The organism is Thermocoleostomius sinensis A174 (assembly GCF_026802175.1).
Taxonomy (GTDB): domain Bacteria; phylum Cyanobacteriota; class Cyanobacteriia; order Elainellales; family Elainellaceae; genus Thermocoleostomius; species Thermocoleostomius sinensis.
Genome location: NZ_CP113797.1, coordinates 5,752,786 through 5,778,377, shown reverse-complemented (window position 1 = coordinate 5,778,377; position 25,592 = coordinate 5,752,786). Strand labels below are relative to the sequence as shown.

The following is a 25,592-nucleotide window of genomic DNA, read 5'->3' as shown; positions in this document are numbered from 1 at the left end:
GTCTCATGACTGGATTTGTTGCGCTTTAACTTTGCGATAGACCAATCGCACCGCATTGCGAGTATGGGTTTTGAGGCGATCGACATACAACGGTTTGACGTGGGTGGAAAGATATGTCAGTTTGGGCAGGGAATGGGTCGAGTAAATAATAAAGACATCGTTGGCAAATACAGGCGCAAAGCCACGCCGCATCAACTTCAGCAATACCGGATCAATTTGATCAACACGACCTTTGTGAATCACAACCCAAGTGGCATCGGTTTGCTTAAGAAACGCCGCATAATCCTGCACGATATTTTCTAGTTCCACTCGGAAAATGAGTGGTGCAATCACAGTTTCATCGGCAGGAGCGTGTTTTTGCAGAAAATCCACCGTCGATCGCCATGACTCAAATTCAAAGAAGGGTGTGAGGGCGCTGCGCTGCTGTCGCAAATTCACCGGAAACAGTTGCACAAAGTTAAAGGCCAGACCCACCGGGCGCGTGTCTGGGTCAAGCGGATTGTTTTCGTTCAGCGATGAGACACGATTTACCGTAAAGCTGCACTCGGTGAAGGGCGATCGATGATTCAGATAGGCTTTGGGAACCAATCCTTGGAAAAAGCGCGTGCCGCGATCGCTATGCAGAATGTCAATGGCGATCGGCTGTCCGTTGATTTTGACACTAAGGCTGTTCAGGATATCGGGGGGTGTCACCTGCGGGCAAATGATGCGAAACTCTAGCAAAAAATCGCTGTCTACATCTGCCTTCACGGGCAAATCCAGCGTCGAAGTTGTACCGGGCCCTGTCCAGCGATAAGTAGGCTGGTTGGTGGGTAGTTCCCGCCGTTGCCAGCCTGTACCTCGCAGCGGCAAACAAAAATCGTACACGTAGGAGGTCGAACTAGGTTTTTCCAACTTGGCATAGCGCTGTTGATAGTGGAGCTCCACCAGTTGGGCTAGTTGTGCCTCGGTGAGATTGGCTTCGGTGGTTGCAGGATCTAGCCCACAGTCTGCGCCAAAGCGCTGCACCAGATCCGTCACCATTTGCGAAAACCGCTGCTCAAAGATTTCTTTTGCATAGAGATACAGTTCAGCGTCCAGCGCCGTGTTTTGTTTAATGACCTCGATCGTGCTAGCGGGAATATCGGTCAAGCCCTTTTTAGACTTGGCAGCATTTTCTTTGCGGGTATTGATGATAGGCTTCCAGCCAAAAATGTAAGATAGTAAGAACAGCGAATCCTGAAACCGTTCCACCAGTCCCACAAAGGCAAAGCGATCGAGGCTCTGCTTAGCAACGTCGAGGGTTTCGGCCGGCGTCAATTGATCAAGATCAAACTTCAGCGTTTTGGCAACATGATAGGTTTGAATATTCTTGCCCACCTTACCTGCGGTCAGCTTTTGGGAGAATTCCTCTAGCGTCATATCTTTGACAGCCGGATAGTGAGGGTCGCCGGGCATCCGCCGAATGTAGTCATAGTGAGAAATGACCCGGGACACGGGTTCGCGCAACACCGTGACGTTGATAATTTCTTTGCCAGCCAACAATTGCGGCAGATTGATGAACCCTAAATGTCCCCGGAACAGGCGATAGTTACGGATTGATTCGGCGGAGAGCTTCGCCAGTTGGGCATTTAGCGTAGCTGGGCAAATCTCATCGACATGAAACTGGTCTTCCACGATCGTCCGGAAGGTCATGCCAGCGGTTTTGGGAATATGCGAAAAATACAGGGCGTCGTTGGCGCTGAGGTCATATTGGGCAGGAAATTCTCTCATACAGTTGGCAACGGATAGGTAGCTGATTAACTCAAAACTTGAATCAAACGAATTACAACGCAGATTTATTGACGGCGCTTAAATTGATGGGAACACCAGCCGCTTCACAATAGCCTTCCACTACTTCGATCGGATCGCCAATCATCCGCACCACATGATCTTCAATCCACATGGCCCGATCGCAGATATTCACTACGCTAGCTACCGAATGGGTGACTAAGACCATCGTCACACCACTTTCCTTGAAGCTCATCATTTTATTAAGACACTTTTGCTGAAAGCGAATATCGCCCACGCCCAACACTTCATCAATCAGCAAAATTTCTGGGTCTAAATGTGCCACTACCGAAAAGCCCAACCGTGCCAGCATGCCGCTGGAATAAACTCGGATGGGACGATCGACGAACTCGCCTAGCTCTGAAAAATCAATAATTTCCTCCATTTTCCGTGCCACTTCTTTACGGGTCAATCCCATCAACACGCCATTGAGGACAATGTTTTCGCGGCCGGTTAGCTCTGGGTGAAATCCGGCTCCTAATGCCAACAGCGGCGAAATTCGCCCTCTCACAATGACTGTACCGCGATCGGGTTTGAGGACTCCTGCAATCAGACCTAGCGTGGTGCTTTTACCAGCCCCGTTGCGGCCAATAATGCCAAATTTTTCACCTTCGTACACTTCAAAATTAATGTCCCGCAGGGCCTCATAGCGATCGTCCTTCATGGTCTTGAGGCTAGTGGCAAAGTTGAAGAAAAAGTTTTTGACGCCGCGCAACCGACGATAGAGCGGATATGACTTACTGACGTTGTGAAAGCTGATAACGGGATCTCTCATAGCAATTCGGCAAATTTCCAGGAAAGCTGCTTATAGACGGCATAGCCAATGACAAAAAATAGAGCCGCATAGACCATACTCACTAAAACATAGAATGGGTTAAGCGTGCCCTCCATGATCAGTTGTCGCCAGTTAACCATCAAGCCCGCTGCCGGATTCATCAGCACCACCAACTTGTGATATTGCGGTGGAAAGCGATCGAGGGTGTAGAGAACCGGAGTCAAGAAAAACAAGAAATGCGTAATGATGCTGGTCAGTCGCTCAAGATCACGAAAGAATAAATTGATTGATGACAGCCCCAAGGCAATGCCGTATACCATAACAAGCTGAATCAGCAGTAAAATTGGAAACCCATACAGCCAAGACCAATGAGGCGACTGCTGATAGATATACAGAAACAGGATAATCACCGGAACCGAGGCAATGTAATGAATCATATGATTCAACACAGCGCACAACGGCACAATATTTCTGGGAAAATTTAATTTCTTGATCAGCGAGGCACTGCCCACAAATAGGTTGGGAGCCGAACCCACCGAGTTAGAAAACCACTGCCATGGAAATAGCCCAGAGACCAGCACCAACACATAGTTTGGCTCTCGCACGCGCATGATCAATCCAAACGCCACAAAATAAACCAGCGCTGAGGTGAGGGGATTGGCAATCGACCATAAATAACCCAGTAGTTTGTTGTTGTAGCGCACCTTCAACTCGCGTTGCAGCAGCACAATCACGAGGTCGCGATAATTCTCCCAATCTCGGTGTGATCCGACGTGCCGGACTCTACCTTTGTCGATCGCTGCCTTGCTATTCACGGCTCCTCTCCACCATCACGTAACATTTCAGACCCACACTCATCAGACACTTCAAAGCAAGATAATACTCTACTCTGCAAAGATGCAAAACACCTAGCCTCTTCCCCACCTCCTCGATCTTCCTGTCCCGGCGACGAATTCCTGCAACTACCGCTTACAGCGCGAACCTCCAACCCCTACCCCCTGTCCTCCGCATGACGTGCTACTTCAGCGACAGTTCCACATGGACTCGTGCGATAGCGTAGGTGAATCCCTTTCAACCAATCACCCAACTGGACGATCCCAGTGGGATGACTTCTATGGCAAGCTGTGTAACATTATCTTTATATTTATTTAATCGAATTGTGCCCCCAGGAGTTCACTACTTGCACCGAATTCCATCGGAGGTTCATTAGTTTTCTAACAGTTTTAATGAAAGCTTTAACGAAAGGTATCGATCGCAAGATTTAATGGCGGATGCCCTCACTTTATGCCCCAACTTCAAAAACACTCGCTCGATTTTACCCGATTTACCTCACCCGAGCATGACAGGCTCGATTGGCTGGAAGTTATCGATCGGCACTGATATAGCAAGCTTTGATCGCTTTTACAGTTATGGCACTCCTATCACACTTGTAAATTGCTTATAAATGGTCTCGTAACTGGTCTCGTAACTTTCTCGAACGCTACTTAAAGGTTCCTGCTATCCAATGGTAAAAGTTCCCTTTTCTCTCTCCACTCGGTTGATTGGTGCCGCCCTCATTGCCTCTGTGTTCACCAGTGCGTGCAGCAATGAGTCTGCAACCCAAGAGCAAGGAATGCCACCTTCATTGGTGGAAGTCCAACAAGTTGAAACAGCTAGAGTGCAGGAAAGCTCTGAGTTTGTTGGGGCCCTGGAAGCTCAAGAGCGAGTACAGTTGCGCCCTGAAACCGAAGGACGGATTGTCTCCATTCTGGCTCAACCAGGACAACGGGTTGAGGCTGGAACGCCGATTCTGATACTCAAGTCGGATGTGAATCAAGCCCAAGTCAGTGGTGCAGCAGCTGATGTCAGTGCAGCCCAGGCGGCGGTAAACACGGCTCGCGCCAGGGTGCAAGCGGCGATAGCTGAGCGCGATCGGGCCGCCGCGGATGTAGAACTGCAAACGACTGAATATGAACGAACGGCACAACTGGCCGCAGAAGGCGCCCAATCGCAACAAGCTCTAGATCAAGCCACCAATCGGCGCAATACAGCAATCGCGGCCCTGCGAGCAGCAGAAGACAACGTTGGGGTGGCTCAGGCAGAACTGAACCAAGCCCAAGCACAGTTCGATCGGGCCCAAGCTGATCAAGCCGTAGCTCGATCTAACCTCAGCGATACTGAAATCAATGCCCCCATTGCCGGCGTGGTTGGCAACATTCCAGTCAGGGTGGGTGATGTGGTGTCAACTCAAGACGTTCTCACAAGCATCATCCAGAACCAAGTGCTGGATTTAAATATTTCCGTGCCGATCGAACGAGCCGATCAACTGCGTGTGGGACTACCTGTTGAGCTAGTTGATAACTTAGGTACGCCTTTGGTGAACGGAGAAATTAGCTTCGTCTCACCAGAAGTGAACACTACCGATCAGGCGGTGTTAGCCAAAGCCAGTTTTCCTAATGACGGCAACCTCAAGGATGGACAGTTTGTCAGGGCCCGTATTATCTGGGAAAGCGGTCCCGGCATCCTCATTCCCACATCGGCCGTGACACGCATCGCTGGACAAACGTTTGTGTATATGGCTGAACCGGGCGAGCCGAGTCCGGACGGGCAACCGCAAATGATCGCGCGGCAACAGCCTGTGAGCTTGGGTAGTATCCAAGGCAATAATTATCAGGTGTTGTCGGGAGTGGAAGCAGGAGATCAGGTCATTACATCAGGAGTTTTGAACCTGATGGACGGTGCCCCCATCATGACTGGTCCTCCAGGTGGACCACCAGGACAACCTGGACTAGAGCAACCCCCTGGCTAGACTAGGTTTGACATCGTGTCTTTGGGTCGATTGTAAAAAATTAGTACACTAACAATCAGCACCTTAAATTGTCCGATCGGGTGATGCAGATATCTATCCACAGTCCGTAGTCTTTTAGAACAAAGGTATTATCTCGATCGCTGGCTGCCCGTTTTTCCTCTGTCCCCTCCCCAGCTTCAGAACTTATGTTCTCTAATTTCTTCATCAAGCGACCAATTTTTGCGATCGTCTGTACTCTCATCATTGTCTTCTTGGGCATCGTTGTTGTCCCCACGCTACCGATCGCTCGATTTCCCAGCATTAGCCCAGTGCAGGTCGTGATTACCTCTAATTACGTTGGGGCAGATGCCGAAACGGTGGAAACCGGAGTGACGAATATCCTGGAACAGGAAATTAATGGGATTGAGGGGGTGCGGTACATTAGCTCCACCAGTGGCAGCGATGGCACAAGCCAAATTACCGTCACCTTTGCATCAAACGTTGATCCAAACATTGCCACGGTGAATGTGCAAAATCGGGTGGCTCGTGTGGAACCGCAGTTGCCTGAGTCGGTGATTCAAACGGGCGTCACAGTTAACCAACAGAACAGCAATTTCCTGAATGCGATCGCCATCTATGCCGACAACGGTGAATATGATCCGCTGTTCATGAGTAACTACGCAGACACCTTCATGGTGGAGGCACTGCGGCGCATTGATGGGGTTGGAGATATTCAGATTTTCGGTGAACGACGCTATGCGATGCGGCTCTGGCTCGACCCCAATCGTCTGGCCAGCCGTAATTTGACGGTGCAGGATGTCGCAAATGCCATTCGCGAACAGAATATTCAGGTGGGGGCTGGGGCGATCGGACAACAACCCACCTCAGAGGAACAAGAATACCAACTGAACCTGCGGGCGGTGAGCCGCTTGCGCAGCGTGGAAGAGTTCGAGAATCTGGTGTTATCCACGGGCGATGCGGGCAGTTTGGTTAGAGTGCGAGATGTGGGACGGGTGGAATTAGGAGCGGAAAACTATAGCTCTTTCTTAACCTACAACGGGCGCGAAGCGATCGGTCTGGGAATTTTGCAGCGACCGGGAACCAATGCTCTGGAAACGGCGCAAGCAGTACAAGCCGAACTCGAGCGCCTGAAGGAATCCTTTCCGCCGGGGTTAAACTATGCTGTGGCGTTTGACACTACTACCTTCGTCTCAATTTCACTCAGAGAAGTGGTCGTCACTCTGCTGACGGCGATTCTGCTGGTGGTGATCATTCTTTACCTGTTCCTGCAAGATTGGCGCACCACGTTGATTCCAGCATTGGCCATTCCAATCTCACTGATTGGGACATTCATTTTCACTCGAATTTTTGGCTTCTCACTCAACACTCTGACATTATTTGGTTTGACGCTGGTAACGGGGGTGGTGGTAGACGATGCGATCGTAGTGACCGAAGCGATCGCAGCTAAGGTGCAAGACCAGGGGATTCCGCCTGTGAAAGCCGCTGTAGAAGCCATGCGAGAACTGGCCGGAGCCGTGATTGCAACGTCGCTGGTGCTGATGGCGGTATTCATTCCGGTGGCCTTTTTTCCCGGCACAACTGGAGCGATCTATCGCCAATTTGCCTTAACAATTGCCTTTGCAATCGTCGTTTCTACCTTCAATGCCCTGACCTTTTCGCCAGCCTTGGGAGCCTTACTACTACGACAACGCCCAGAAAACCGCAACTTCTTGGGGCGACTGTTTGCCAAGTTTAACCAAGGCTTAGACTGGGTGCGGCAGCGCTATCGAGGTTCGCTAAATTTTCTGGTGCGCTTGAAATATCTTGTCTTAGCGGTGTTTGTAGCGTTACTGCTGTTTACGGGCTGGCTCTATCGCACGGTTCCCTCTGGCTTTTTGCCCGAAGAAGACCAAGGCTATTTCATCACGATCGTTCAGGCTCCCGAAGGCGTATCGCTGAATTACACCAAACGGATTCTCGATCAGGTGGATGCGATCGTGCGTCAACAGCCAGAAGTAGCCTCGAACTTTGCTGTTACAGGCTTTAGCTTTGCAGGCAGTGCTCCCAACCAGGGCATTATGTTTACCTTGCTGAAGCCGTGGGAGGACCGCAGCGGAGCCGATCAGAACGTTCAAGGCATTATTGGACGCGTACAGCCGCAGTTTTTTGGCATTCCGCAGGGGCGAATTTTTGCCCTCGTGCCGCCGTCAATCGAAGGATTGGGCAACTACGGCGGGTTCCAAATGGAGCTTCAAGATCGGCGCGGCAACCTGTCGCTAGATCAGTTTGTGGGCAGTATGTACCAATTTATTGGAGCAGCCAACCAAAACCCGAATTTGGAGGGAGTGTTTTCCACGTACACCGCCAATACGCCCCAATTATTGGTAGAGGTGAACCGCGATCGAGCCAAGGCCCTCAACGTTAACATTGACGATATTTTTAGTACATTGCAAAGTTTTTTAGGTTCGCAGTATGTGAATGACTTTACCCTCGAGCAAGACACCTATCGGGTATACCTACAAGCCGACGAGCAGTTTCGATCGAATCCTGAAAGCATCCGCCAATTTTATGTGCGAGCACAGGGGCAAAATGGCGAACCCGGACAAATGGTGCAACTGGGCAATCTGGTGACGTTGACGCCAACCACAAGTGCACAAACCATTACTCATTACAACCTGTTTCGATCGATCTCCATTCAAGGCAATGCGGCTCCGGGCAGCAGTTCTGGTCAGGCACTTCGAGCCATGGAGGAAACGGCGGCACAGGTGCTTCCGGCTGGCTTGGGCTATGAATGGACAGGTACAGCATTAGAAGAGATTGAGTCGGGTGGGCAGGCTCCGATTATCTTTGGGCTGGGACTGATTATGGTCTTCCTAGTGTTAGCCGCCCAGTATGAGAGCTTCTTCGATCCGGTGATTATTCTGTTTTCAGTACCGCTAGCAATTCTCGGTGCATTGTTAGCCGTGTTTCTGCGCGGATTTGCCAATGACGTTTACTGCCAAATTGGCTTGGTGATGCTGATTGGTTTAGCCAGTAAGAATGCGATTCTGATTGTGGAATATGCCAACCAACTGCGCGATGAGGGCTTGTCTACGGTGCAGGCAGCGATCGAGGCCTCGCAAGAACGGCTGCGACCGATTCTGATGACAGCAATTTCCAGCGTTATTGGCTTCTTCCCGTTGGTGATTGCAGTGGGGGCTGGCGCAGAAAGCCGACAGTCGTTGGGAACTGCTCTGGTGGGCGGTTTCTTCGTAGCAACATTCCTCAGTTTATTTGTTGTACCGATGCTGTATATCATCACCAAAAATATCAGCGATCGGTTCTTCCCACCTAACAAAGATCGGCAAGCCCAGGTACGCGAACTCACCGAATCGGGCGTGTTTAAGTGAGGTATTTACACCGATCGCAGCACTCGACAGGGGTTTCCTACCGCGACCACATTGGCTGGAATATCTTTGGTGACGACACTGCCGGCCCCAATGGTTGTGTTGTCGCCGATCGTTACCCCTGGACAAATGATCGCTCCACCGCCAATCCAAACATTGTTGCCAATCCGAACTGGCGCAGCATATTCCCGGCCAGTTAGCCGCACGGTAGGATCAACCGGGTGATAGGCTGTATAGATTTGCACATGCGGCGCACACAAAACATCATCGCCAATGTGAACGGTATTGCAATCTAAAATCACACAGCCCACATTCATGTAAAACCGATCGCCCACATAAATGTGACTGCCGTAGTCACAGTGAAACGGCGGCATAATTTGAGGATTGGCTCCCACCTGCCCAAACAACTCGTGTAAGAGTTGGGTTTGTTGTTGAGTATCCTCGATCGCTACTTGATTGTAGGTTTGCAGTAAGCGATGAGCGCGCTGTCGTGCTGCTACCAGAGTTGGATCAGATCCCAGATAGAGATCGCCGTCCAACATTCGTTGCTTTTCTGTGCGTTCATCCTGTTCCATACCTATCCTCAAATTGTCTTTATATAAGCTAGCGAGTCGTAATTAATCTGTAAATTTTGTATAGAAGGGCGATCGCTTTCAGTTACAGTGGGTTTGAAGGTTTCCCACAGTCTATCGCTCGCTAGCACTTTCACGTGCGTTTCAACCTAAGACTTTAAAAGATTGAATGAATTCCGCAGGAGCGTTTCACGAATGTGCAGGCTCCTATCTTGCAGTTGAAATCCTCATCTGATTTTCTATTCGTTTCACCCTGTCCTGTAATTGTTTATGCCATTCCCGAGATCCAGCGGCGTCCTGCTACATCCAAGTTCTTTTCCCAGTCAATTTGGAATTGGTGATTTAGGCCCAACAGCGTATCAATTTATCGATTTTCTGCGCGCAGCAGGACAGCGACTCTGGCAAATTCTACCGCTTGGACCCACCGGGTATGGCGATTCACCCTATCAGTGCTTTTCAGCTAATGCTGGCAATCCCTTGTTGATTAGTCCAGAGCAACTGCGAGACATTGGGCTATTAACAAACGACGATCTGCGCCAACTGCCGCAACTGCCGCTGCAAGTTGATTATGGTTGGGTGATTCACAGTAAAGAACCGCTGCTACGCAAAGCCTGTCAACAGTTTCGATCGCAAGCGGATGCATCGCTGCAACAGGCGTTTGCAGACTTTTGTCAAATGCAGGCTGATTGGCTGGAAGACTATGCCCTGTTTCGATCGCTGAAAGATGCCCACCGTGGCGCAAGCTGGCATCAATGGGAACCACCGATCGCCCATCACGAACCGGAGGCTGTAGAAGCGTGGCGATCGAAGCTGGCGGATGAAATTTTTTATCACAAGTTTCTGCAATTTGAATTCTCTCGCCAGTGGACAGGGCTTAAAGCCTACGCCAATCAAAACGGGGTGGAAGTCTTAGGTGATCTGCCCATCTATCTGGCTCACGATAGTGCTGAAGTGTGGGCCCATTCAGACTTATTCTGCCTCGACTCAGAAACCGGGCTACCAACGCAGATGGCTGGGGTTCCACCCGATTATTTTAGCGCCACGGGTCAGTTGTGGGGCAATCCTCTCTACAACTGGGAGCGAATGCAAGAAGATGATTTCAACTGGTGGATTCAACGCTTTCGCAAGCTATTTGAGCGGGTTGACTTGGTGCGGATTGATCACTTCCGGGGCTTTGAAGCTTACTGGGCGGTGCCCCAAGGTGAAGCAACGGCGATCAATGGGCAGTGGTTGCTGGCTCCGGGTAAGCAGCTTTTTACCCGCCTGAAAGACGAACTAGGTACTCTACCGATTATTGCTGAAGATTTGGGGGTGATTACACCAGAAGTGGAGGCGTTACGAGATGAGTTCGAGTTTCCGGGAATGAAGGTGCTGCACTTTGCCTTTGATTCGCAACCAGACAACCCCTATCTGCCGTTTAACTACACGCCTAACTGTGTCGTCTATACTGGAACCCACGATAACGACACCACTGTGGGATGGTTTAATAAACGATCACCTGACGAACAAGCAAGAGTACAGCGCTATTTGAGTGAGTCGTCTCAGGGCATTCACTGGGATCTAGTGCGTCTGGCCTTTGCCACAGTGGCTAATCAAGCCATCATTCCCCTGCAAGATGTGTTGGGGCTGGGTAGTGAGGCCCGCATGAATGAACCCAGTCGAGCAGCAGGAAATTGGGGCTGGCGTTATCAGGCAGACGCACTGACTGAGGAATTAAGCGATCGGCTGCGTCACCTGACGGTTCTCTATGGTCGATTCGCGTCCAAGCGATGACCAATTCAGACAGACAGAGCACACCGACAGGCTATGCGGCTTCCAAAGGAGCCATCGTCAATCCGGCTCGGCTTAACTGCTGATGATATAGTTCTGCTTGCTCTTGAGGCCCTACCCAAACGGTAGCCTGCCCTTCGTAGTGTACTTGGTTCGTCAGATCCCAAGCCCGATCGCTAGTCATCCCAGGAATGTACTTCATCAAGCTGTTGGCCACATGCTGAAACGTATTGAAGTCATCATTCAACACAATCACTTTATAGTTGGGATAGGGTTTTTGCACCGTTTGGCTAGATTTTTCTGGTGCAATCGTCGGCGAAGTGGTCATTGCCGTTAGTGTGGCTATTGGGGACATGGTGACTACTGCTGTCATTGGAAACACGTCCAAAGGTTTGCTTAACAAAAGTATATATCCAGATTACCTCTCTCCTCAGTTTAGCGATCGCCCTTTGAGAAAGCTCATGCAGCGATCACTTTTTCAATAATCTCTTCAATCATCTCCTAAACATGTTTTACCCCAAGCTCTTGTTTCTGTTCCCGTTTCTGGCATTGACGACACCGTCACAGTCAGTTGAGCACGTTCTCTAGATCTTCTCGGTTAACCCGCATGATAAGGGCAGGCTACTAGAAGTAAGGTGCTTACGGATCTTTTACAGATCTAGTTTGTACAGATCTAGTTTGGATGATATCAACAACTCTTTGTGCCCCTGTGCCCCGTCAGACTATGGCTGCCTTAACAACGATTTCTACAACCGCTAGTTCTCCTCGATCGTCTTTAGCATATCTTTCAGACAGCCCTCGCTCGAACAATTTGCCTGTGTTGATTCAGTATGCTTTAGAAGGACTAATGGATGGCATCATGCTGCTAAGTGCTCAAGGAGACTTGCTGTTTGCCAACCGTTGCGCTAAGCGCCTTTGCTACCAATTAACTGAAACTTTGGCAGCGGCTTCATCTTCTCTACCTCCTTCTTGCCCAAGTGCTGTGCCATTACCAATTTGGCGTAGCTGTCAAACGCTCATGACCGAGAGCAAATCTGTTTCTCCTCAAGTGTTCGTGATTGAAGACGAAATTAAAACCGAGGAGACAGGTTCGATTCGGATTCGTGCCCAGTGGCTGCAATTAAAAATGATCGACGGCCCTTGTTTGTTGGTGACGTTAGAAGATCGGCAGCAGTCGGCGCAACACAAAGCCAGTACCGAAGCTCAGAAGTATGGCTTGTCCGATCGAGAAACGCAAGTTTGGCAGTTGAAGCAAGCGGGGGCAACGTATAAAACGATCGCTGCTACGCTGCACATTAGCGAAGACACAGTACGTAAGCACATTAAGAGCATTCATGCTAAGCGCGATAAAGTGGAGGGGCTGAGTATTTGTGGGTAGTACTCACCCCTTGCCGGTCGAGCCATTTAGATAGAAAATTTAGCTGCAAAAGTGTCTAGTCGAAATCGCTATAGTTGGAATGGATTTTATGACGGTGCTTTAGAGCGAAGACAACATGGATGACGTTGAATGGCTGAAGCTATCCTGGGTTTCGCTAGGACTGGTTTTACTAGCTTATGTCTTGCTAGGTTGGTATTTATCGGCTTACCACGTGGTTTGGTTGGTAGGAATTCTGGTTACAAGTTTAACGATCGCCATCGCTTGGAAGAGTAATCCGATTGTCGAACTGTTGCTGGGGCTATTTGGTTCGCAAAGTTTGTGGGTTGTCATTAGCCTCAGTCTCATGTTTAGCTTGCTTTTGGCACTAATTACTGTAGAACCAGCGATCGTGACATTTCTGGCGGCTCCATTGATCACGATGCTGTTGGCTGCTCTTGACCTTAAGTCGGCTGGAACCAAGCAACTGGATGTGTTTGTGACGCTAGTAGTTGTTGCGGTAATTGGGCTAGGGTTAGGAGAAGCGATTGACTTTGTGATACTGCCAGGGTCGAAGTATTGAACTGGTTGTTGAACTTGTTGAAATTGTTGTCAGCATACACCTTTCACGATGCAGCGGAAAGGAAGATTAAGCGCTGATGTCTGGAGCTATACAATACCTATACGATAGTTATACGATTCATGAAGAGTTTAGAGGGATTGAGATTTTAGCCGCTGTTTTAAGATTTTTCATTTAGCCTTGAAATAGCTTATTTCTATTTTTTATTTATATAAAGTAATCCCATGGAAGTTTCTATACTTAATCGAGCGGTTTTGCGATGGATAGCAGCCCGGTTTGCCGCGATTAATCGTCTGCTTCTGCACTTAATTCGCCCTCAGAGGGTGTTTGAAAAGATTTGAGGTGTCAAATTTATGCCAACCGCCTCACCATAATCCGAATCATGGCAAGGTAGATCAAGGTTTCTGATGTCTCTGGTAATAATTCATAGTCTCTGACCAACCGTCTGCATCCCATTAGCCAACCAAAAGTTCGTTCTACCACCCACCTCTTTTTGAGCAAGCTAAAGCCTTTGGTTTGCTCAGGTCGCAGTACAACTTGCACAATCCAACGACAAACATCCATCACCCACATCAGAAAAGGGGCGCCATCGAACCCGCCGTCTACCCAAATGGTGATTAAGCGTGAAACCTTTTTCTTCATCCGTTTGACTCGTTTGAGGACACGTTTGCCCCCTTCGCGTTCCCCCAGGTTTGCCGCACTCACAAACACCCGCAAAACCAGTCCTAACGTATCCACCGTTAAAAATCGTTTGCGTCCTGTAATCAGCTTGCCTCCATCAAAGCCAACTTGTTGATGAACTCCTGCTGCACTCTTGATGCTTTGGCTATCGATGATCGCTTCTGATGGACTAGGATAGCGTTGCGCATCGATGCGAACCCACTGGTGCAACTGGTCATGAATGGAAATCCAGGTGCCGTCCAATCGCCAGTTGCGGAAGTACGTGTACACCGTCTGCCAGGCTGGGAAATCACCAGGTAAAGAACGCCAACGACAGCCTTCAACCAGAACATAGAGCATGGCATTGAGCACCTCCCACAGGTCAACGCTGCGAGGACGACCACCTGGCTTTGCTGCTGGAATTAATTCACTCAAAACCTCATATTGGGCGCGGGTTAGGTTACTGGGATATGCTTTACTCATCTGACTCACTCAGGGCTGTAGATATTTGCTATTCGCAGCCTACACTGAGTGAGCTTTTTTACGACCTTCCTGGCTTCTCAAACACCCTCTCAGACCATCGCCGCATCTGCTCCGATCGTAAATAAACCTCAATTAGTTGAACGTCGAGCCACGCCGACTCACACTGCAACAGGGCACAATCTCAATTCAACTCGAAATGTTCCTAATCCAATGGAATCCCCCGAGCAACCAGACGCAGAGGTGTGGTTGCCACAAGTATGGATAGATGAGTTAGCAGAAATGATAGATCGTTGAGGGACGGTAAAACGAAAGTTGGTTTGAACTAGGCTGTCCATCCTACCCTAATTGACTGACCACTCTTTGCCCCCTCATCTCCCAACCCTTGCCCCCATGTGTTTTAAAGTCCCTCAGAGGGAGAGGGACTTAAGGTGAGGGGAATCGAGATTTGTCAGCCAATCAACCACCCCACCAGACAATGGACAGCCTCTCTATCCTAGTTTTCTAGCGATAAGGTCTCACTAAACCACTTCTGACGAGGGTTGGGGAACGGGCTGTGGTTGTGGTTGGAACTGGAACAGCGAGTAGACCACATTCCGACGAATATTGGTCATCATTTCCAGGAACAGTTCGTAGCCTTCGCTCTTGTATTCAATCAACGGATCGCGTTGACCATAGCCGCGCAGCCCGATCGCTTCCCGCAGCGCTTCCATTTGCTGGAGGTGTTCTCGCCAGAGGGTATCGATTTGTTGCAGAATAAAGAACCGTTCGGCTTCGCGCATCAATCCCGGTTTAATTTGATCAATTTGTGCTTCCTTAATGTCGTAAGCAATGCGCCCTTGTTCGTGCAAGAAGGTCTTAATTTCGCCCACTGAGAGATCGGTGAGTTGGTCTGGTTCTAGATCCTTGAGCAGATAGATGAATTCTTTCACTTTACCGACAATGCTTTGCAAATCCCATTCTTCCGGCGGTAGATCGGGATTGATGTAAGCATCCACAATGTCGTTCATGGTGCGTTCAATATATTTAATTACCTGTTCCTTCAGGTCTTGTCCTTCCAATACACGACGACGTTCGGCATAGATGGCCCGACGCTGATTATTCATCACTTCGTCGTATTCAAACACCTGTTTCCGAATGTCGTAGTAATAGGTTTCAACTTTCTTTTGTGCTCCTTCCAACGATCGCGTCAACATTCCTGATTCGATTGGCATGTCTTCTTCTACGCGAAAGGCATTCATCAAGCCAGCGACCCGATCGCCCCCAAAGATGCGCAGCAAGTTGTCTTGCAAGCTCAGGAAGAACCGCGTCGAACCGGGGTCGCCTTGGCGTCCGGCTCGGCCCCGCAACTGGTTATCAATGCGGCGAGACTCATGGCGCTCTGTTCCAATTACGTGCAGCCCACCCACCTGCACCACTTCATCATGCTCAGCATGGGTAAATTGCTCGTACTCTTGGCGAATAGCGTTGTAGACCTTGCGCAGCTTCAGAATCACGGCATCATCAGTGGGGGCCTTTTCAGACGCAGTGGCGACAATATCTTCCGCTTTCAGTTCCGGCAACGATCGCTCGCCATACTGCTGCACAGCGAAGTCCACTGCTTCTTTGAGGGCTTTCTCGGTTTCTTTCGATAACTCGGTGGGGAAAATTTGTGGTGAGGCTCGCCAGGTCTTCACCTTCTGGTTAGCATTGGGCATAAAGCCTTTACCACCCGATCGACCACTGCCGCTCATCACCTTAGCCACCGCAAAGCCTTCCTCATCTTCAGGTTGGACAATACGGGGCATAAAATATTCCCGCAGCTTCAAGCGCGCCATGTAATCGGCATTCCCGCCCAGAATAATGTCAGTTCCACGTCCTGCCATGTTCGTGGCGATCGTCACCGCGCCTTTGCGGCCGGCCTGCGCAATAATTTCCGATTCCCGCTCCACGTTCTCCGGCTTGGCGTTCAGCAAGTTGTGGTTTACATTCAACTCGCTCAACATCCGGGACAGAAGCTCCGACTTTTCGACGCTTGTTGTACCCACCAGCACCGGACGTCCCATTTCGTGCATTTCAGAGCATTCCTGGGCGATCGCTCGCCACTTCGCTTCTTCCGTTTTGTATACCACATCGGGCAAGTCTTTCCGTCCAGTGGGGCGGTTCGTGGGAATGACCGTCACTTCCAGGTTATAAATCTTCTCAAATTCTGCTTCCTCCGTTTTGGCAGTTCCCGTCATACCCGCCAGTTTGGGATAGAGCAAGAAGAAGTTTTGGTAGGTAATGGTTGCCAGAGTTTGTGTCTCTGGTTGAATTTCCACATTTTCCTTGGCTTCAATCGCCTGATGCAGCCCATCACTCCAGCGACGACCCGGCATTACCCGTCCTGTGAATTCGTCTACAATCACCACTTCGTCGTGGCGAACAATATAGTTTACGTCCTTGATGAACAACTCTTTGGCTTTGATGGCATTAAAGATATAGTGCGCCCACGGATCTTTCGGGTCAAATAAATCCTTAACGCCCAACAGTTGCTCAGCCCGAATAAATCCTTCGTCCGACAGCAAGACGTTTCGCTGCTTTTCGTCTACCTCATAATGCCCGTCTGGGTCATCTTCGTCTTTTTTCTTGATTAAGGCTGCCGCCACCTGAGCCGCCCGCATATATTTCTCGCTGGGGCGCTCTACTTGACCTGAAATGATCAGAGGGGTGCGGGCTTCATCAATCAAAACCGAGTCTACTTCATCAATAATGCAGTAGTTAAACGGGCGCTGTACCACATCTGGCATAGAGGTGGCCATATTGTCGCGCAGGTAGTCAAACCCCAGTTCGCTGTTGGTGCCATAGGTGATATCACAGCCATAGTTCTTTTTGCGCTCGGTGGGGGTCATGCCTTGCTGAATCAGTCCTACGGTTAAGCCCAAGAATCGATGTACCTGCCCCATCCATTCGGCATCGCGTCGGGCCAAGTAGTCATTCACCGTTACCACATGCACGCCCTTCCCAGACAGCGCATTCAGGTAAGCGGGCAGCGTTGCCACCAGGGTTTTGCCTTCCCCCGTCTTCATTTCGGCAATCTGTCCATCATGCAGCACCATGCCGCCAATTAACTGCACATCGAAGTGGCGCATTCCCAGCACACGCTTGCCAGCTTCTCGCACAACTGCAAACGCTTCGGGCAAGAGATCGTCCAGACTCTCTCCGTTTTCGATTCGCTGCCTGAATTCTGCCGTTTTCCCGACTAGCTGTTCATCCGATAGGGCTTGAATTTCTTCTTCAAGCAAATTGATTTCGACGATGTCGTTCTTATATTTTCTAAGCTTCCTTGCATTGGGATCGCCCAGCAGATTTTTTAACATGGCAAACGAAAGGCTCTAGTTAGGAATATGAGAGTTGGTCACCTGATGGGACTGTTCAGATGTCACTTAACCGATTGGTTGATTGGGTGCAGGCTGACTCGATCGAATCATAGATGCCCACAACGCCATTCACTTTAAACATTTCACTCTGAACAGGATGTTCTGAACATTATGTCTAGTGTATCCTCATCCTATCATTTGAGGCTGGGGAGGAAGGAGACGGATCGTTCATAAATCACTTGATTATTCCGTAGCAAAATGATAGCTTCAGAGGCTAAGATTGTCTTTGCTTTCTCACAGGCTAGCTTCACATACAATGCAAACTACCTAGAAGCTAAATCCTAGAGCGCTACTTCCCCTGAGCCAAATCAGCATCATCCCATCCCGCCTGTTGGCAGGTCGCCACGATGAAAATGGCCGATCAAGGAGTGGTTTGCCAGTCGGCAGCGAGGCGGCGATAGTTAAACTGCTCGGCGGCAGGATGACAACTAATACAACTGCGTACAGAGACGCGATCGTCGAATGCAACGTCGGGATGCAACGCTCTGAAATAGCGGGAACTGCGGAGGCGATAGGGCACGGGTTCGTCTGGTTTGAGCGGACGCGAGTAGAGGGAAATATAGTTCCAAATTATCTGTAAACCGGGCTGTACGGGTGGTGTAATTTGCGCACCGTAGTGGGTGGGCTGGGTCAGAATTACTCGCCATGATTCGGTAGGCATCACTGCTGGTGGCAAGGCTACATGACAGGTGGCGCAGTTTTCCAGATACAGTTCTTGTCCAAGTTGAAGTTCTGGCGGCACTGGATCGGTGAGTCCGTCTGGATCTGGCTCGAAGGCTTGTGCGATCGCTGGAGTATTTTTACCTCCAGCTAGGGAGGATAGAGAAGATGGGGGAGTGACAGCTTGTGCTAGGCCAAGCCCCAAAATGATGCTCCACAACAGCAGAAATAGCAATAATCCTAACGGCGATCGCCGTCCCACTCGGATCGGTTTGTTGGGTGGCGGCAAAGCATCGGGTGGTGTTGCCATTGCACTCGCCCGGTGGGTCGCATGGGCATCTCTACGAATTTGCCGACCTGACTTTCTACCCAAGTTTTTACCCAATCGACGGTTTAACTGAGATGGGTGAATTTGGAAGGGCTTAATCTGAAAAGGCATAGTGGCACTGTAGCAACAATAAGGAGCGTTGAAATCCGTAGAGATAAAGCGACGCCAAGGAAATGACCCCTGGGTCGTGAGTCAACTTCTGACTATTTAACCCACCCTGACGAACCGACCAAGTTTCAGCCTACTGGTATAAAACAGTCATCCAGACAGGGGAGGTAAGCCGGGTCACAGTCAATTTACCCTAGTCAGCAGATAATTATTACGCTTTTTGAAGCTAGCCGTTGACACTGACCACTTGAATTTACACCTTAGAAACCATTGCGGAGATTTGTCAATGACGGATTGCAGCCACATTCAGTTTTGGGTACAAGATGAGTCGCCAGAGGGAATTTGTTCCCGTAAGCTAGATCTTCGTCAGCTACAAGACTTGTTTGAGATGACTGCATTTTGGGCCCAAGGTCGCACTCCTGAAGCGTGGGCCGTTGCCCTTGCCAATAGCAAACCGATCGTCACAGTTTGGGATGGCGATCGATTGATTGGCTTTGCTCGTGCCATGTCTGATGGCATTTATCGCGCCACAATTTGGGATGTGGTAATTCATCCAAACTATCAAGGAGCCGGTCTAGGGCGCAAACTTGTCGAAACCGTCCTGATGCACCCGCATGTGAATCGGGTAGAGCGAGTATATTTAATGACCACTAAGCAAAAAGAGTTTTATCAGCGCATTGGTTTTAAGGTCAACGAATCCACCACCATGGTGTTGTTGAATCAAACTATTTCGCAGCGTGCTTTGCCAGTGCAGATAGAACAGTTGGAATAAGCCAGCGAAATGAAGCAATCGGGTTGCTGGGGCAATCGTTCCATTCTATTGAACAGGAGCGGTTGGGAGGGATTGGCAACATGTACAACCTTATAAAGGATTGGTATTAGGAGCAGGAGTTGGGGGAGCAAAGCAAATTCAGCAACTTGCAACCATGGCAGCTTCCCTTTATTTCAATAGTAATGCCTAAAAATTTATACCGTGATTAGCCGATTAAGAAATCCAAAGAAAAGGTTAGGTTTTGTTTGGCTGAATTGACTCAAGCAAGGCTTTCCGATATCTTAATTCTCAGCATTTTCAAGGAAAGGTTCTAAGTATTCATTTAGCGATCGATACATTCTGCCAATTAAATTGCACTTAAATGCAATCAACGTTGCGTTTAATGCGCTAGATTCCCTGCTTGCGCTCTAGTAGGGTGAAGGCATTGAGTCACAGACCTCTATATCCCTCTTATCACGCTACTGAATGATTGCAGGAGAACGTTATGCCAGGGAATCAAGGCCCCAATGGTGGCGCTCAGGATAATGGTAGTCAGAATGATGGTTCCAGTAACGATCGAGGCGGAAGTGACAACGATTTCTTCAGTCCTCTACGAGGCAATCGTCGCCCAACCGCTATCACTCTGTCCGCTCAAACCATTAAAGAGAATCGACGCAGAGGATCGCGCATTGGTGAGCTATCTACCGAAGACTCTGATTCTAGCCGGCATACCTATCGCCTAATTTCGGGTCGCTCTGCCTTTACGATCGATGGAAATGTTCTGAAAGCGCGACGAAGCTTTGACTTTGAGCGGCAAAATGCCTATGTCATTCGAGTGGCAACCACCGATAGCAGCGGCAACACCTATGAGCAGTCATTCGTGATTCGGGTTAAAAATGTTCGCGATGGAGATGGGGGTGATATCAATCGCCGGCGACAGACTGCAACGGATTTGGGGGTGCTAAGCACCACTCGTCAGCGTCGAGACTCGATTGGTGGCATTGAAGAAGGAGACCGCGATCGCAATGATTATTTCAGCGTAAACCTAGCCGCCAGAGGTGGCCTTACTGTTGCGTTGAATAGGTTGAAAGCCGACGCTGATTTGCGAATATTTAATCAGGCGGGAGTGGAAATTGGGCGATCGGACACTAATGGCCGTCAACCAGACAGCATCACGCTGAATTCTCTAGAGGCTGGCCTTTACTATATCCAAGTTTTGCCGGGGTCTAGAAATGCGCGAACCAAATACCGTCTGGTGATCAGCACCGTTGCCGCTCCACCTGCGCCCACGCCTGCACCGCCCGTAGACAACAATCCCCAGCCAGATCCAACTCCCCAAGATTTCAACGGTACCTTTACAGATGCCATGAATTTAGGGACGCTGCCAATTTTTGATTCTACATCTAGCATTTTTGGCAGCGATGTTCCAACCGCTCCGCTAACTCAGGCAGGCAGAATTGGGTTCAATGAAACGTATGGGCGAGATGCCAATGACTTCTTTGTATTCAATCACACGACCCCTGGTAGTTTCATTGTCTCTCTGTCTAATCTGACGGCAGATGCTGATCTAGTGCTTTATGACAGCAGCGGCAATATCTTGGCTGAATCGATCTTGTCGGGCACACAAGAAGAATGGATTTGGTATACCAATGCTCCTACTGGAACCTATTACGCTCGGGTGCTGCCGTACTCCAATGCGCAAACGGGCTATAAGTTATCGCTCATCGCCAGTCGGGGCAATGAAGACGGATTTGCCAGTGCAGAGTATTTAGGCGTGTTTGAAGGTGATCCACTCACTCGCGGCGGTTCGATCGACTACGTAGGTGAAAATGAGTTCTATCGCTTCCGAGTCGGCTCGTTCACGGGGAACGGAATTTTTATCAATTTGTATGGACTCAGCGCGGATGCCGATATTCAAATTTTCAATAATGCCTTTGAACCGATCGCCAATTTGGAAGGCGTCAACGCTGGCACAAACTCGGAGCGGGTGTTTCTCAGTACCACAGATGGTTTGAGCGCAGGCGATACCTACTATGTGCGCGTGCGCCCCTATAGCGATGCCACCACACCCTTCATCGTGAGCGTTACGAATGCCTAAGCATTGGGTTGACGAGTATTTAGCCGTTGTACCAGTACCCACGTTACGGACTGAAAAGGTTGACGACTGCCGATCGCAATGCCGCTCCTAGTTGTGGCAAGTCGGTGGTGGTAGCCACAGTAGAAGGAAGGATTGGGTCTGATGGAGGTGAGGATGGGACAGTAGAAGGCTGTTCTACCCTGAATAAACTCTGCTGAGCAATGTCGTAGTCTGGATCAATGGTCAAAGCACTGCGATAGGCAGCTACGGCGGCTTCGGTTTGTCCTTGCTCTAGGAAAATATCGCCTAGATTGGTATAGGCCAAGGTGTGAGCAGAGGTTGGCAGCAGGTCTACATCCGGCAACTGTAAGACTCGCTCAAAAATGTCGATTGCCTCTTCATTCTGTCCCTGTTGTTTCAACGCCGCCCCTAGTCCGCTGTATGCTCCCGCATAGTCTGGGGCTAAATCAATTGCTTGACGGTATTGATCGATCGCTTCGCTAAACTGCCGCTGTTCTAGAAACAAATCACCCAGATTGGCATAGGCTAGGGCATGGGCACTAGCAGGACTCCCCTTCACATCTCGAAGATTCAGCGTCGTGCGAAAAGCGGCCGCCGACTCTTCCAGACTGCCCAACACATAGAGCGTATTGCCAAGGTTGTTGTGAGCATAGGCATAGCTAGGATTAATTTCGATCGATCGACGATAGGCATTCAGCGCTGCTTCGTAGCTTCGTAGATCGTAAAGGGCGTTTCCCAAGGAATAGTAAGCCTCGTCATAGTTGGGATCACGTTGAATCGCTTGACGGTAGGCAGAAACCGCTTCCTCTAGTTTGTCTTGGCGGTGTAGCGCTAAGCCCAAGTTGTAATAGGCAATAGCATTGTTTGGCTCCAACATGATGACTCTGCGCCAAATTGCTTCGGCTTCACCGTCTCGTCCGGCGGCATCTGCATCTAACCCCTGCCTAAATAAATCATCTACCGATTGGGCTAACACAACCTCAGGAAACAGAGTCAGGCTCAGAGGTAGGCTGAACGATAGGCTCAGAGATACGCTGAGGGATAGGCCAAGCGACAAACGAGATAGAAACCGAACTAGCACGATCGATCGATTCATACGATTCATAGGGGCGATTCAGGGAGACACTGACTGAAACAGAAAAAAGAAAGCACAAGCGATTGGCTCAACGAATGCATGAATAAACGTATAAACGAACAGATCAACGCACAAATGTCAGTGCCCGAAACGCAGCTTGAATTTGAGCATCGCTTTGACCAGCCAGATCCGAAAACTGTTGACGGCACAAATCGCGCATCGCTTCAAAGTTAGTATTGCTGGCAATTCCGCCCACGTTTTGCATGGCCAAATTTTCCAAAAACGCAGGAATAAACAAACACCCACGTTGTTCGCTGCGGAACGTGATCAACACATCATTAGCTTGACAAATCCCATTTTGTCGATCTTGGGCACTCATGGGCACGCAGAGCACGGGCTGATTGTTGACATAGCCAAAGGTGAGGTAGCTGAAAACGTCAGCCCCGCCTTCAATAAAGGCATTTTGAAACCGGGCCACAATTTGATTACACCGAGCGATCGGGTCGTCAAATGGCGGCAATTGGGTATTGTCGGTAACGGTCAATAAGTGAATACGCTGCCCTCTGCTGATTGCCATCACCACTGGAAAGCCACCGCTACGCTCGTTGCCGTCTTGATCACACAGAAACCCATCGGCGGTTTGCGTTCGTCCAGGCTGAGGACTGAGGGCGATCGCGGCTATAGTCAAGCTCAGGACAAACCCGATAATGGTAAAAATGTTAAGCACAGATTTAAACACAAGGAGGTTGCACGCCAGGCGGACATTCATTAACCTCCACAGGGGGCGGAGCAGGGGTAGGGACTGGTGGCTCATAGACAGGCGGAGCAGAGTAAACAGGTTCCTGAACAGGTTCGGAATACACAGGGTCTTGATAGGTTGGTTCCGGGTTAATCGGTTGCGAGTAGACGGGTGCAGGGGCTTCCGAAACTGATGGGGCGGGCGGTGGTGCACTGCGCTGATTCAGTTCACTTCGCGCCTGATCGAGGATAGGTTTTGCTTGCCGTTGCCAATAAGGAGTATTGGGCAATTGGTTAGCTGCATCGATCGCGGCCTGCCAACGTCCTTCATTTTGAGCTTGCTTGGCGATATCCAACTGCCTTTGATACTTAGCCCAATCCGTGCGCCACTGACTAATTTGATCTTGTGCCGTTTGATAGACCGAACTCGAGCGGGGAATCGCTTCGGCAAGGGCAATGGCTTCGTCTAGATTTCCCTGTTGATTTAATCGATCGATGGCTAAGGATAAGATGCGCTCTGACCACTGTGTGATATTGGTTTGGGCGGCATTGTAAACAGAACTAGACGCCGAAACTTGGCTGGCGGCGGTGATGGCGTCTTTATACCGTCCTGCGGTGGCCAACTGCTGAGCCAGGGCTAGCTGGCACTCGTTTACCAATCCTTGAGCCAATTCATACAACTCAGAATAATTGGACGGAACCTGATTAGCTTGCTGCACACAGGCCTCAAATTCAGACTCGGCTTGCAGTGCATTAGCTTGATCGAGAGCGCTCTGAGCATCGGCATACGCTTGTTGTTGCATTCGCTGCTGCACCAGATTAAAACTGCCGATTGCAGCGGCTCCTACTAGTAAAATTCCTGTCCACAGCCATAGTTTCCGGCGAGGGAATCTGAATGAGCGTTGGTCAGGCTGGGGGTCAGGTGACAGTGGGATAGCCACCTGAGTAGGAGGATAGCTGGGTTGAGCGTTGGCATTCGAATAAACCGGAGCCATCGAGGCCGTGATCGCAGGCGATCCGGAGTTGGGTGATGGTCCGTAGTGGGGATAGGTGACGGATGCCGAGCCATTGCTGCCTTCTGCGGCAACTAGTGGCGCTGGCACAACGGGTAAGACGCTGTTGGAGGCGTTGGACGTATTGCTTGCCGGAGGCTGAACAGGCGGGGGATCTGGCAACGGCAACGGTTCACTGGGCAACCGCACGGTTTCAATGGAAGGCGGTTGGGTAGCAACTTCCGTTCGGGCTTGCCGCTCTATCAGCGGTTCTAAATCTGCCAGAATGTCGCCCACGGTTTGGTAACGTTCGCGAAACAAAAACCGCACCATGCGACTGACGATCGCCTTTAAGGCAGGACTGGCATCGGCGTAGGGTTCCCAAACTCGCTCCAAAGTTTCCGGATCGCTGCGAATTTGCCCTGGATTAAACCCGGTTAGCGCTTGAATTGCGGTCATACCCAGTGCATAAATATCACTATTGAAGCGGGGATGCCCATCTCGCTGTTCACTGGGAAGATAGCCCAACGTACCAACTGGAATCGTAAAGATAGTGGCGGTTTGTCCTGGTACTTGCACCCGTACTTGCTTGACGGCTCCAAAATCGACTAGCACCAGCTTGTGGTCGGAAGCACGACGAATCAAATTTTCGGGCTTAATGTCGCGGTGAATGACGCCATTGCCATGCACAAACTCCAAAATCCCCAATACTTCCTTCAGCATCTGGCAAACCTGAGCCTCATGCCAGCATTGACCTGGACTCATTTCCTGGGACAGGGGATGCCCGTCAATATACTCCATCACCAGGTAAAATTCCTCGCCTTCTTCAAAGTAAGCCAATAGCCGAGGAATTTGTGGATGATGACCTAGACGTTCCAGGGTTTCAGCTTCGATCGCAAACAAGCGTCGCGCCTGTTTCAAAACCTCTTCCTGGGTATTCAACGGTTTCAGTTGCTTGACCACGCAACGGGGGCTGCCAGGTCGATGGGTATCGACCGCTACATAAGTTTGCCCGAATCCACCACTAGCAAGGGTGCTAATGACTCGATAGCGGCCGCCTAATAATTGTCCTTCCGTTGGAATCTGCATACACTTGGGCAAGCCTGGGGCAGCGGTGGCAAATCTAGTTAATCACAGTGTATCTGCATTTCGCTTTCAAGCGTATCAACTTTAGCGAAGTGTGTCTTTGCTGTTTTCTGCCAAGTTGTTAACCTGAAGCACTCGTTCCCAAACCCGTGATGCCTAGGTAATCAGTGTTACCGATCGATTAGGAAATGCGACCATTATCCAT

General features: G+C 49.9%; 19 protein-coding genes. 8 read left to right on the top strand and 11 right to left on the bottom strand.

Annotated features, from left to right (window positions below):
- Positions 1-3: 3 nt before the first annotated feature.
- From OXH18_RS25015 to OXH18_RS25005, 3 genes are read right to left on the bottom strand one after another with little or no spacing between them, the layout of a single operon-like run.
- Positions 4-1,752, bottom strand: a complete 1,749-nt coding sequence (locus OXH18_RS25015) for a sulfotransferase family 2 domain-containing protein (protein ID WP_268610274.1) — start codon at positions 1,750-1,752, stop codon at positions 4-6.
- Between the two features lie 52 nt (positions 1,753-1,804).
- A complete protein-coding gene (locus OXH18_RS25010; RefSeq protein WP_268610272.1) occupies positions 1,805-2,584 on the bottom strand; it encodes an ABC transporter ATP-binding protein in 780 nt (259 codons plus the stop codon).
- A complete protein-coding gene (locus OXH18_RS25005) occupies positions 2,581-3,399 on the bottom strand; it encodes an ABC transporter permease (RefSeq protein WP_268610270.1) in 819 nt (272 codons plus the stop codon). The genes OXH18_RS25010 and OXH18_RS25005 overlap by 4 nt, the downstream gene beginning before the upstream one ends.
- Positions 3,400-4,088: 689 nt before the next feature.
- Between OXH18_RS25005 and OXH18_RS25000 the strand changes: the two genes are divergently transcribed.
- Both OXH18_RS25000 and OXH18_RS24995 read left to right on the top strand, forming a co-directional pair.
- Positions 4,089-5,372, top strand: coding sequence for an efflux RND transporter periplasmic adaptor subunit (locus OXH18_RS25000; protein WP_268610269.1), 1,284 nt, complete (start codon positions 4,089-4,091; stop codon positions 5,370-5,372).
- Positions 5,373-5,557: 185 nt separating this feature from the next.
- Positions 5,558-8,740 (top strand): efflux RND transporter permease subunit, encoded by a 3,183-nt coding sequence (locus tag OXH18_RS24995; RefSeq protein WP_268610268.1) that lies wholly within the window; start codon positions 5,558-5,560, stop codon positions 8,738-8,740.
- Between the two features lie 5 nt (positions 8,741-8,745).
- Here the strand turns inward: OXH18_RS24995 and OXH18_RS24990 are convergent, their stop codons facing one another.
- A complete protein-coding gene (locus tag OXH18_RS24990) occupies positions 8,746-9,312 on the bottom strand; it encodes a sugar O-acetyltransferase (RefSeq protein ID WP_268610267.1) in 567 nt (188 codons plus the stop codon).
- 267 nt (positions 9,313-9,579) lie between these two features.
- Between OXH18_RS24990 and malQ the strand changes: the two genes are divergently transcribed.
- On the top strand, positions 9,580-11,082 hold the full coding sequence (gene malQ / locus OXH18_RS24985) for a 4-alpha-glucanotransferase (RefSeq protein ID WP_268610266.1): 1,503 nt from the start codon (positions 9,580-9,582) through the stop codon (positions 11,080-11,082).
- A 31-nt stretch (positions 11,083-11,113) separates the two neighbouring features.
- Here malQ and clpS read toward each other — a convergent pair whose 3' ends face one another.
- The gene (clpS, locus tag OXH18_RS24980; protein WP_315874622.1) at positions 11,114-11,452 is read right to left on the bottom strand and encodes an ATP-dependent Clp protease adapter ClpS; all 339 of its coding nucleotides are present in this window, start codon (positions 11,450-11,452) and stop codon (positions 11,114-11,116) included.
- A 351-nt stretch (positions 11,453-11,803) separates the two neighbouring features.
- On the opposite strand from clpS, the gene OXH18_RS24975 reads away from it, so the two are divergent.
- Together OXH18_RS24975 and OXH18_RS24970 are read left to right on the top strand one after the other, a co-directional pair.
- A complete protein-coding gene (locus tag OXH18_RS24975) occupies positions 11,804-12,457 on the top strand; it encodes a helix-turn-helix transcriptional regulator (RefSeq protein ID WP_268610265.1) in 654 nt (217 codons plus the stop codon).
- Between the two features lie 115 nt (positions 12,458-12,572).
- Positions 12,573-13,016 (top strand): hypothetical protein, encoded by a 444-nt coding sequence (locus OXH18_RS24970; protein ID WP_268610264.1) that lies wholly within the window; start codon positions 12,573-12,575, stop codon positions 13,014-13,016.
- A gap of 348 nt (positions 13,017-13,364) precedes the next feature.
- Here the strand turns inward: OXH18_RS24970 and OXH18_RS24965 are convergent, their stop codons facing one another.
- Positions 13,365-14,156: an IS5 family transposase gene (locus tag OXH18_RS24965; RefSeq protein ID WP_268607476.1), complete on the bottom strand. Its 792-nt coding sequence runs from the start codon at positions 14,154-14,156 to the stop codon at positions 13,365-13,367.
- Positions 14,157-14,204: 48 nt separating this feature from the next.
- On the opposite strand from OXH18_RS24965, the gene OXH18_RS24960 reads away from it, so the two are divergent.
- Positions 14,205-14,450 (top strand): hypothetical protein, encoded by a 246-nt coding sequence (locus OXH18_RS24960; protein WP_268610263.1) that lies wholly within the window; start codon positions 14,205-14,207, stop codon positions 14,448-14,450.
- Positions 14,451-14,674: 224 nt separating this feature from the next.
- On the opposite strand, the gene secA is transcribed toward OXH18_RS24960, so the two are convergent.
- Both secA and OXH18_RS24950 read right to left on the bottom strand, forming a co-directional pair.
- The gene (gene secA / locus OXH18_RS24955) at positions 14,675-17,491 is read right to left on the bottom strand and encodes a preprotein translocase subunit SecA (RefSeq protein ID WP_268610261.1); all 2,817 of its coding nucleotides are present in this window, start codon (positions 17,489-17,491) and stop codon (positions 14,675-14,677) included.
- A 421-nt stretch (positions 17,492-17,912) separates the two neighbouring features.
- On the bottom strand, positions 17,913-18,650 hold the full coding sequence (locus tag OXH18_RS24950) for a hypothetical protein (RefSeq protein WP_268610260.1): 738 nt from the start codon (positions 18,648-18,650) through the stop codon (positions 17,913-17,915).
- 283 nt (positions 18,651-18,933) lie between these two features.
- Here OXH18_RS24950 and OXH18_RS24945 point away from each other — a divergent pair, with 283 nt between their 5' ends.
- The gene (locus OXH18_RS24945; protein ID WP_268610259.1) at positions 18,934-19,419 is read left to right on the top strand and encodes a GNAT family N-acetyltransferase; all 486 of its coding nucleotides are present in this window, start codon (positions 18,934-18,936) and stop codon (positions 19,417-19,419) included.
- 484 nt (positions 19,420-19,903) lie between these two features.
- Positions 19,904-21,496 (top strand): pre-peptidase C-terminal domain-containing protein, encoded by a 1,593-nt coding sequence (locus tag OXH18_RS24940; RefSeq protein WP_268610258.1) that lies wholly within the window; start codon positions 19,904-19,906, stop codon positions 21,494-21,496.
- Positions 21,497-21,539: 43 nt separating this feature from the next.
- Here OXH18_RS24940 and OXH18_RS24935 read toward each other — a convergent pair whose 3' ends face one another.
- The 3 genes from OXH18_RS24935 to OXH18_RS24925 all read right to left on the bottom strand — a co-directional run bounded on the left by OXH18_RS24935 (position 21,540) and on the right by OXH18_RS24925 (position 25,390).
- Positions 21,540-22,601, bottom strand: a complete 1,062-nt coding sequence (locus OXH18_RS24935; protein WP_268610257.1) for a tetratricopeptide repeat protein — start codon at positions 22,599-22,601, stop codon at positions 21,540-21,542.
- Positions 22,602-22,695: 94 nt separating this feature from the next.
- Positions 22,696-23,310, bottom strand: a complete 615-nt coding sequence (locus OXH18_RS24930; protein ID WP_268610256.1) for a COP23 domain-containing protein — start codon at positions 23,308-23,310, stop codon at positions 22,696-22,698.
- A complete protein-coding gene (locus tag OXH18_RS24925) occupies positions 23,303-25,390 on the bottom strand; it encodes a serine/threonine-protein kinase (protein WP_268610255.1) in 2,088 nt (695 codons plus the stop codon). The genes OXH18_RS24930 and OXH18_RS24925 overlap by 8 nt, the downstream gene beginning before the upstream one ends.
- Positions 25,391-25,592 lie beyond the last annotated feature (202 nt).

Bases quoted from the DNA above. Each gene is read 5' to 3' on its own strand.
- OXH18_RS24975 (WP_268610265.1), top strand. From the start codon at position 11,804: ATGGCTGCCTTAACAACGATTTCTACAACCGCTAGTTCTCCTCGATCG.
- OXH18_RS25000 (WP_268610269.1), top strand. From the start codon at position 4,089: ATGGTAAAAGTTCCCTTTTCTCTCTCCACTCGGTTGATTGGTGCCGCC.
- OXH18_RS24925 (WP_268610255.1), bottom strand. From the start codon at position 25,390: ATGCAGATTCCAACGGAAGGACAATTATTAGGCGGCCGCTATCGAGTC.
- OXH18_RS24995 (WP_268610268.1), top strand. From the start codon at position 5,558: ATGTTCTCTAATTTCTTCATCAAGCGACCAATTTTTGCGATCGTCTGT.
- OXH18_RS24935 (WP_268610257.1), bottom strand. From the start codon at position 22,601: ATGAATCGTATGAATCGATCGATCGTGCTAGTTCGGTTTCTATCTCGT.
- malQ (WP_268610266.1), top strand. From the start codon at position 9,580: ATGCCATTCCCGAGATCCAGCGGCGTCCTGCTACATCCAAGTTCTTTT.
- OXH18_RS24970 (WP_268610264.1), top strand. From the start codon at position 12,573: ATGGATGACGTTGAATGGCTGAAGCTATCCTGGGTTTCGCTAGGACTG.
- OXH18_RS24950 (WP_268610260.1), bottom strand. From the start codon at position 18,650: ATGCCTTTTCAGATTAAGCCCTTCCAAATTCACCCATCTCAGTTAAAC.
- secA (WP_268610261.1), bottom strand. From the start codon at position 17,491: ATGTTAAAAAATCTGCTGGGCGATCCCAATGCAAGGAAGCTTAGAAAA.
- OXH18_RS24940 (WP_268610258.1), top strand. From the start codon at position 19,904: ATGCCAGGGAATCAAGGCCCCAATGGTGGCGCTCAGGATAATGGTAGT.
- OXH18_RS24945 (WP_268610259.1), top strand. From the start codon at position 18,934: ATGACGGATTGCAGCCACATTCAGTTTTGGGTACAAGATGAGTCGCCA.
- clpS (WP_315874622.1), bottom strand. From the start codon at position 11,452: ATGACAGCAGTAGTCACCATGTCCCCAATAGCCACACTAACGGCAATG.
- OXH18_RS24990 (WP_268610267.1), bottom strand. From the start codon at position 9,312: ATGGAACAGGATGAACGCACAGAAAAGCAACGAATGTTGGACGGCGAT.
- OXH18_RS24965 (WP_268607476.1), bottom strand. From the start codon at position 14,156: ATGAGTAAAGCATATCCCAGTAACCTAACCCGCGCCCAATATGAGGTT.
- OXH18_RS25010 (WP_268610272.1), bottom strand. From the start codon at position 2,584: ATGAGAGATCCCGTTATCAGCTTTCACAACGTCAGTAAGTCATATCCG.
- OXH18_RS25015 (WP_268610274.1), bottom strand. From the start codon at position 1,752: ATGAGAGAATTTCCTGCCCAATATGACCTCAGCGCCAACGACGCCCTG.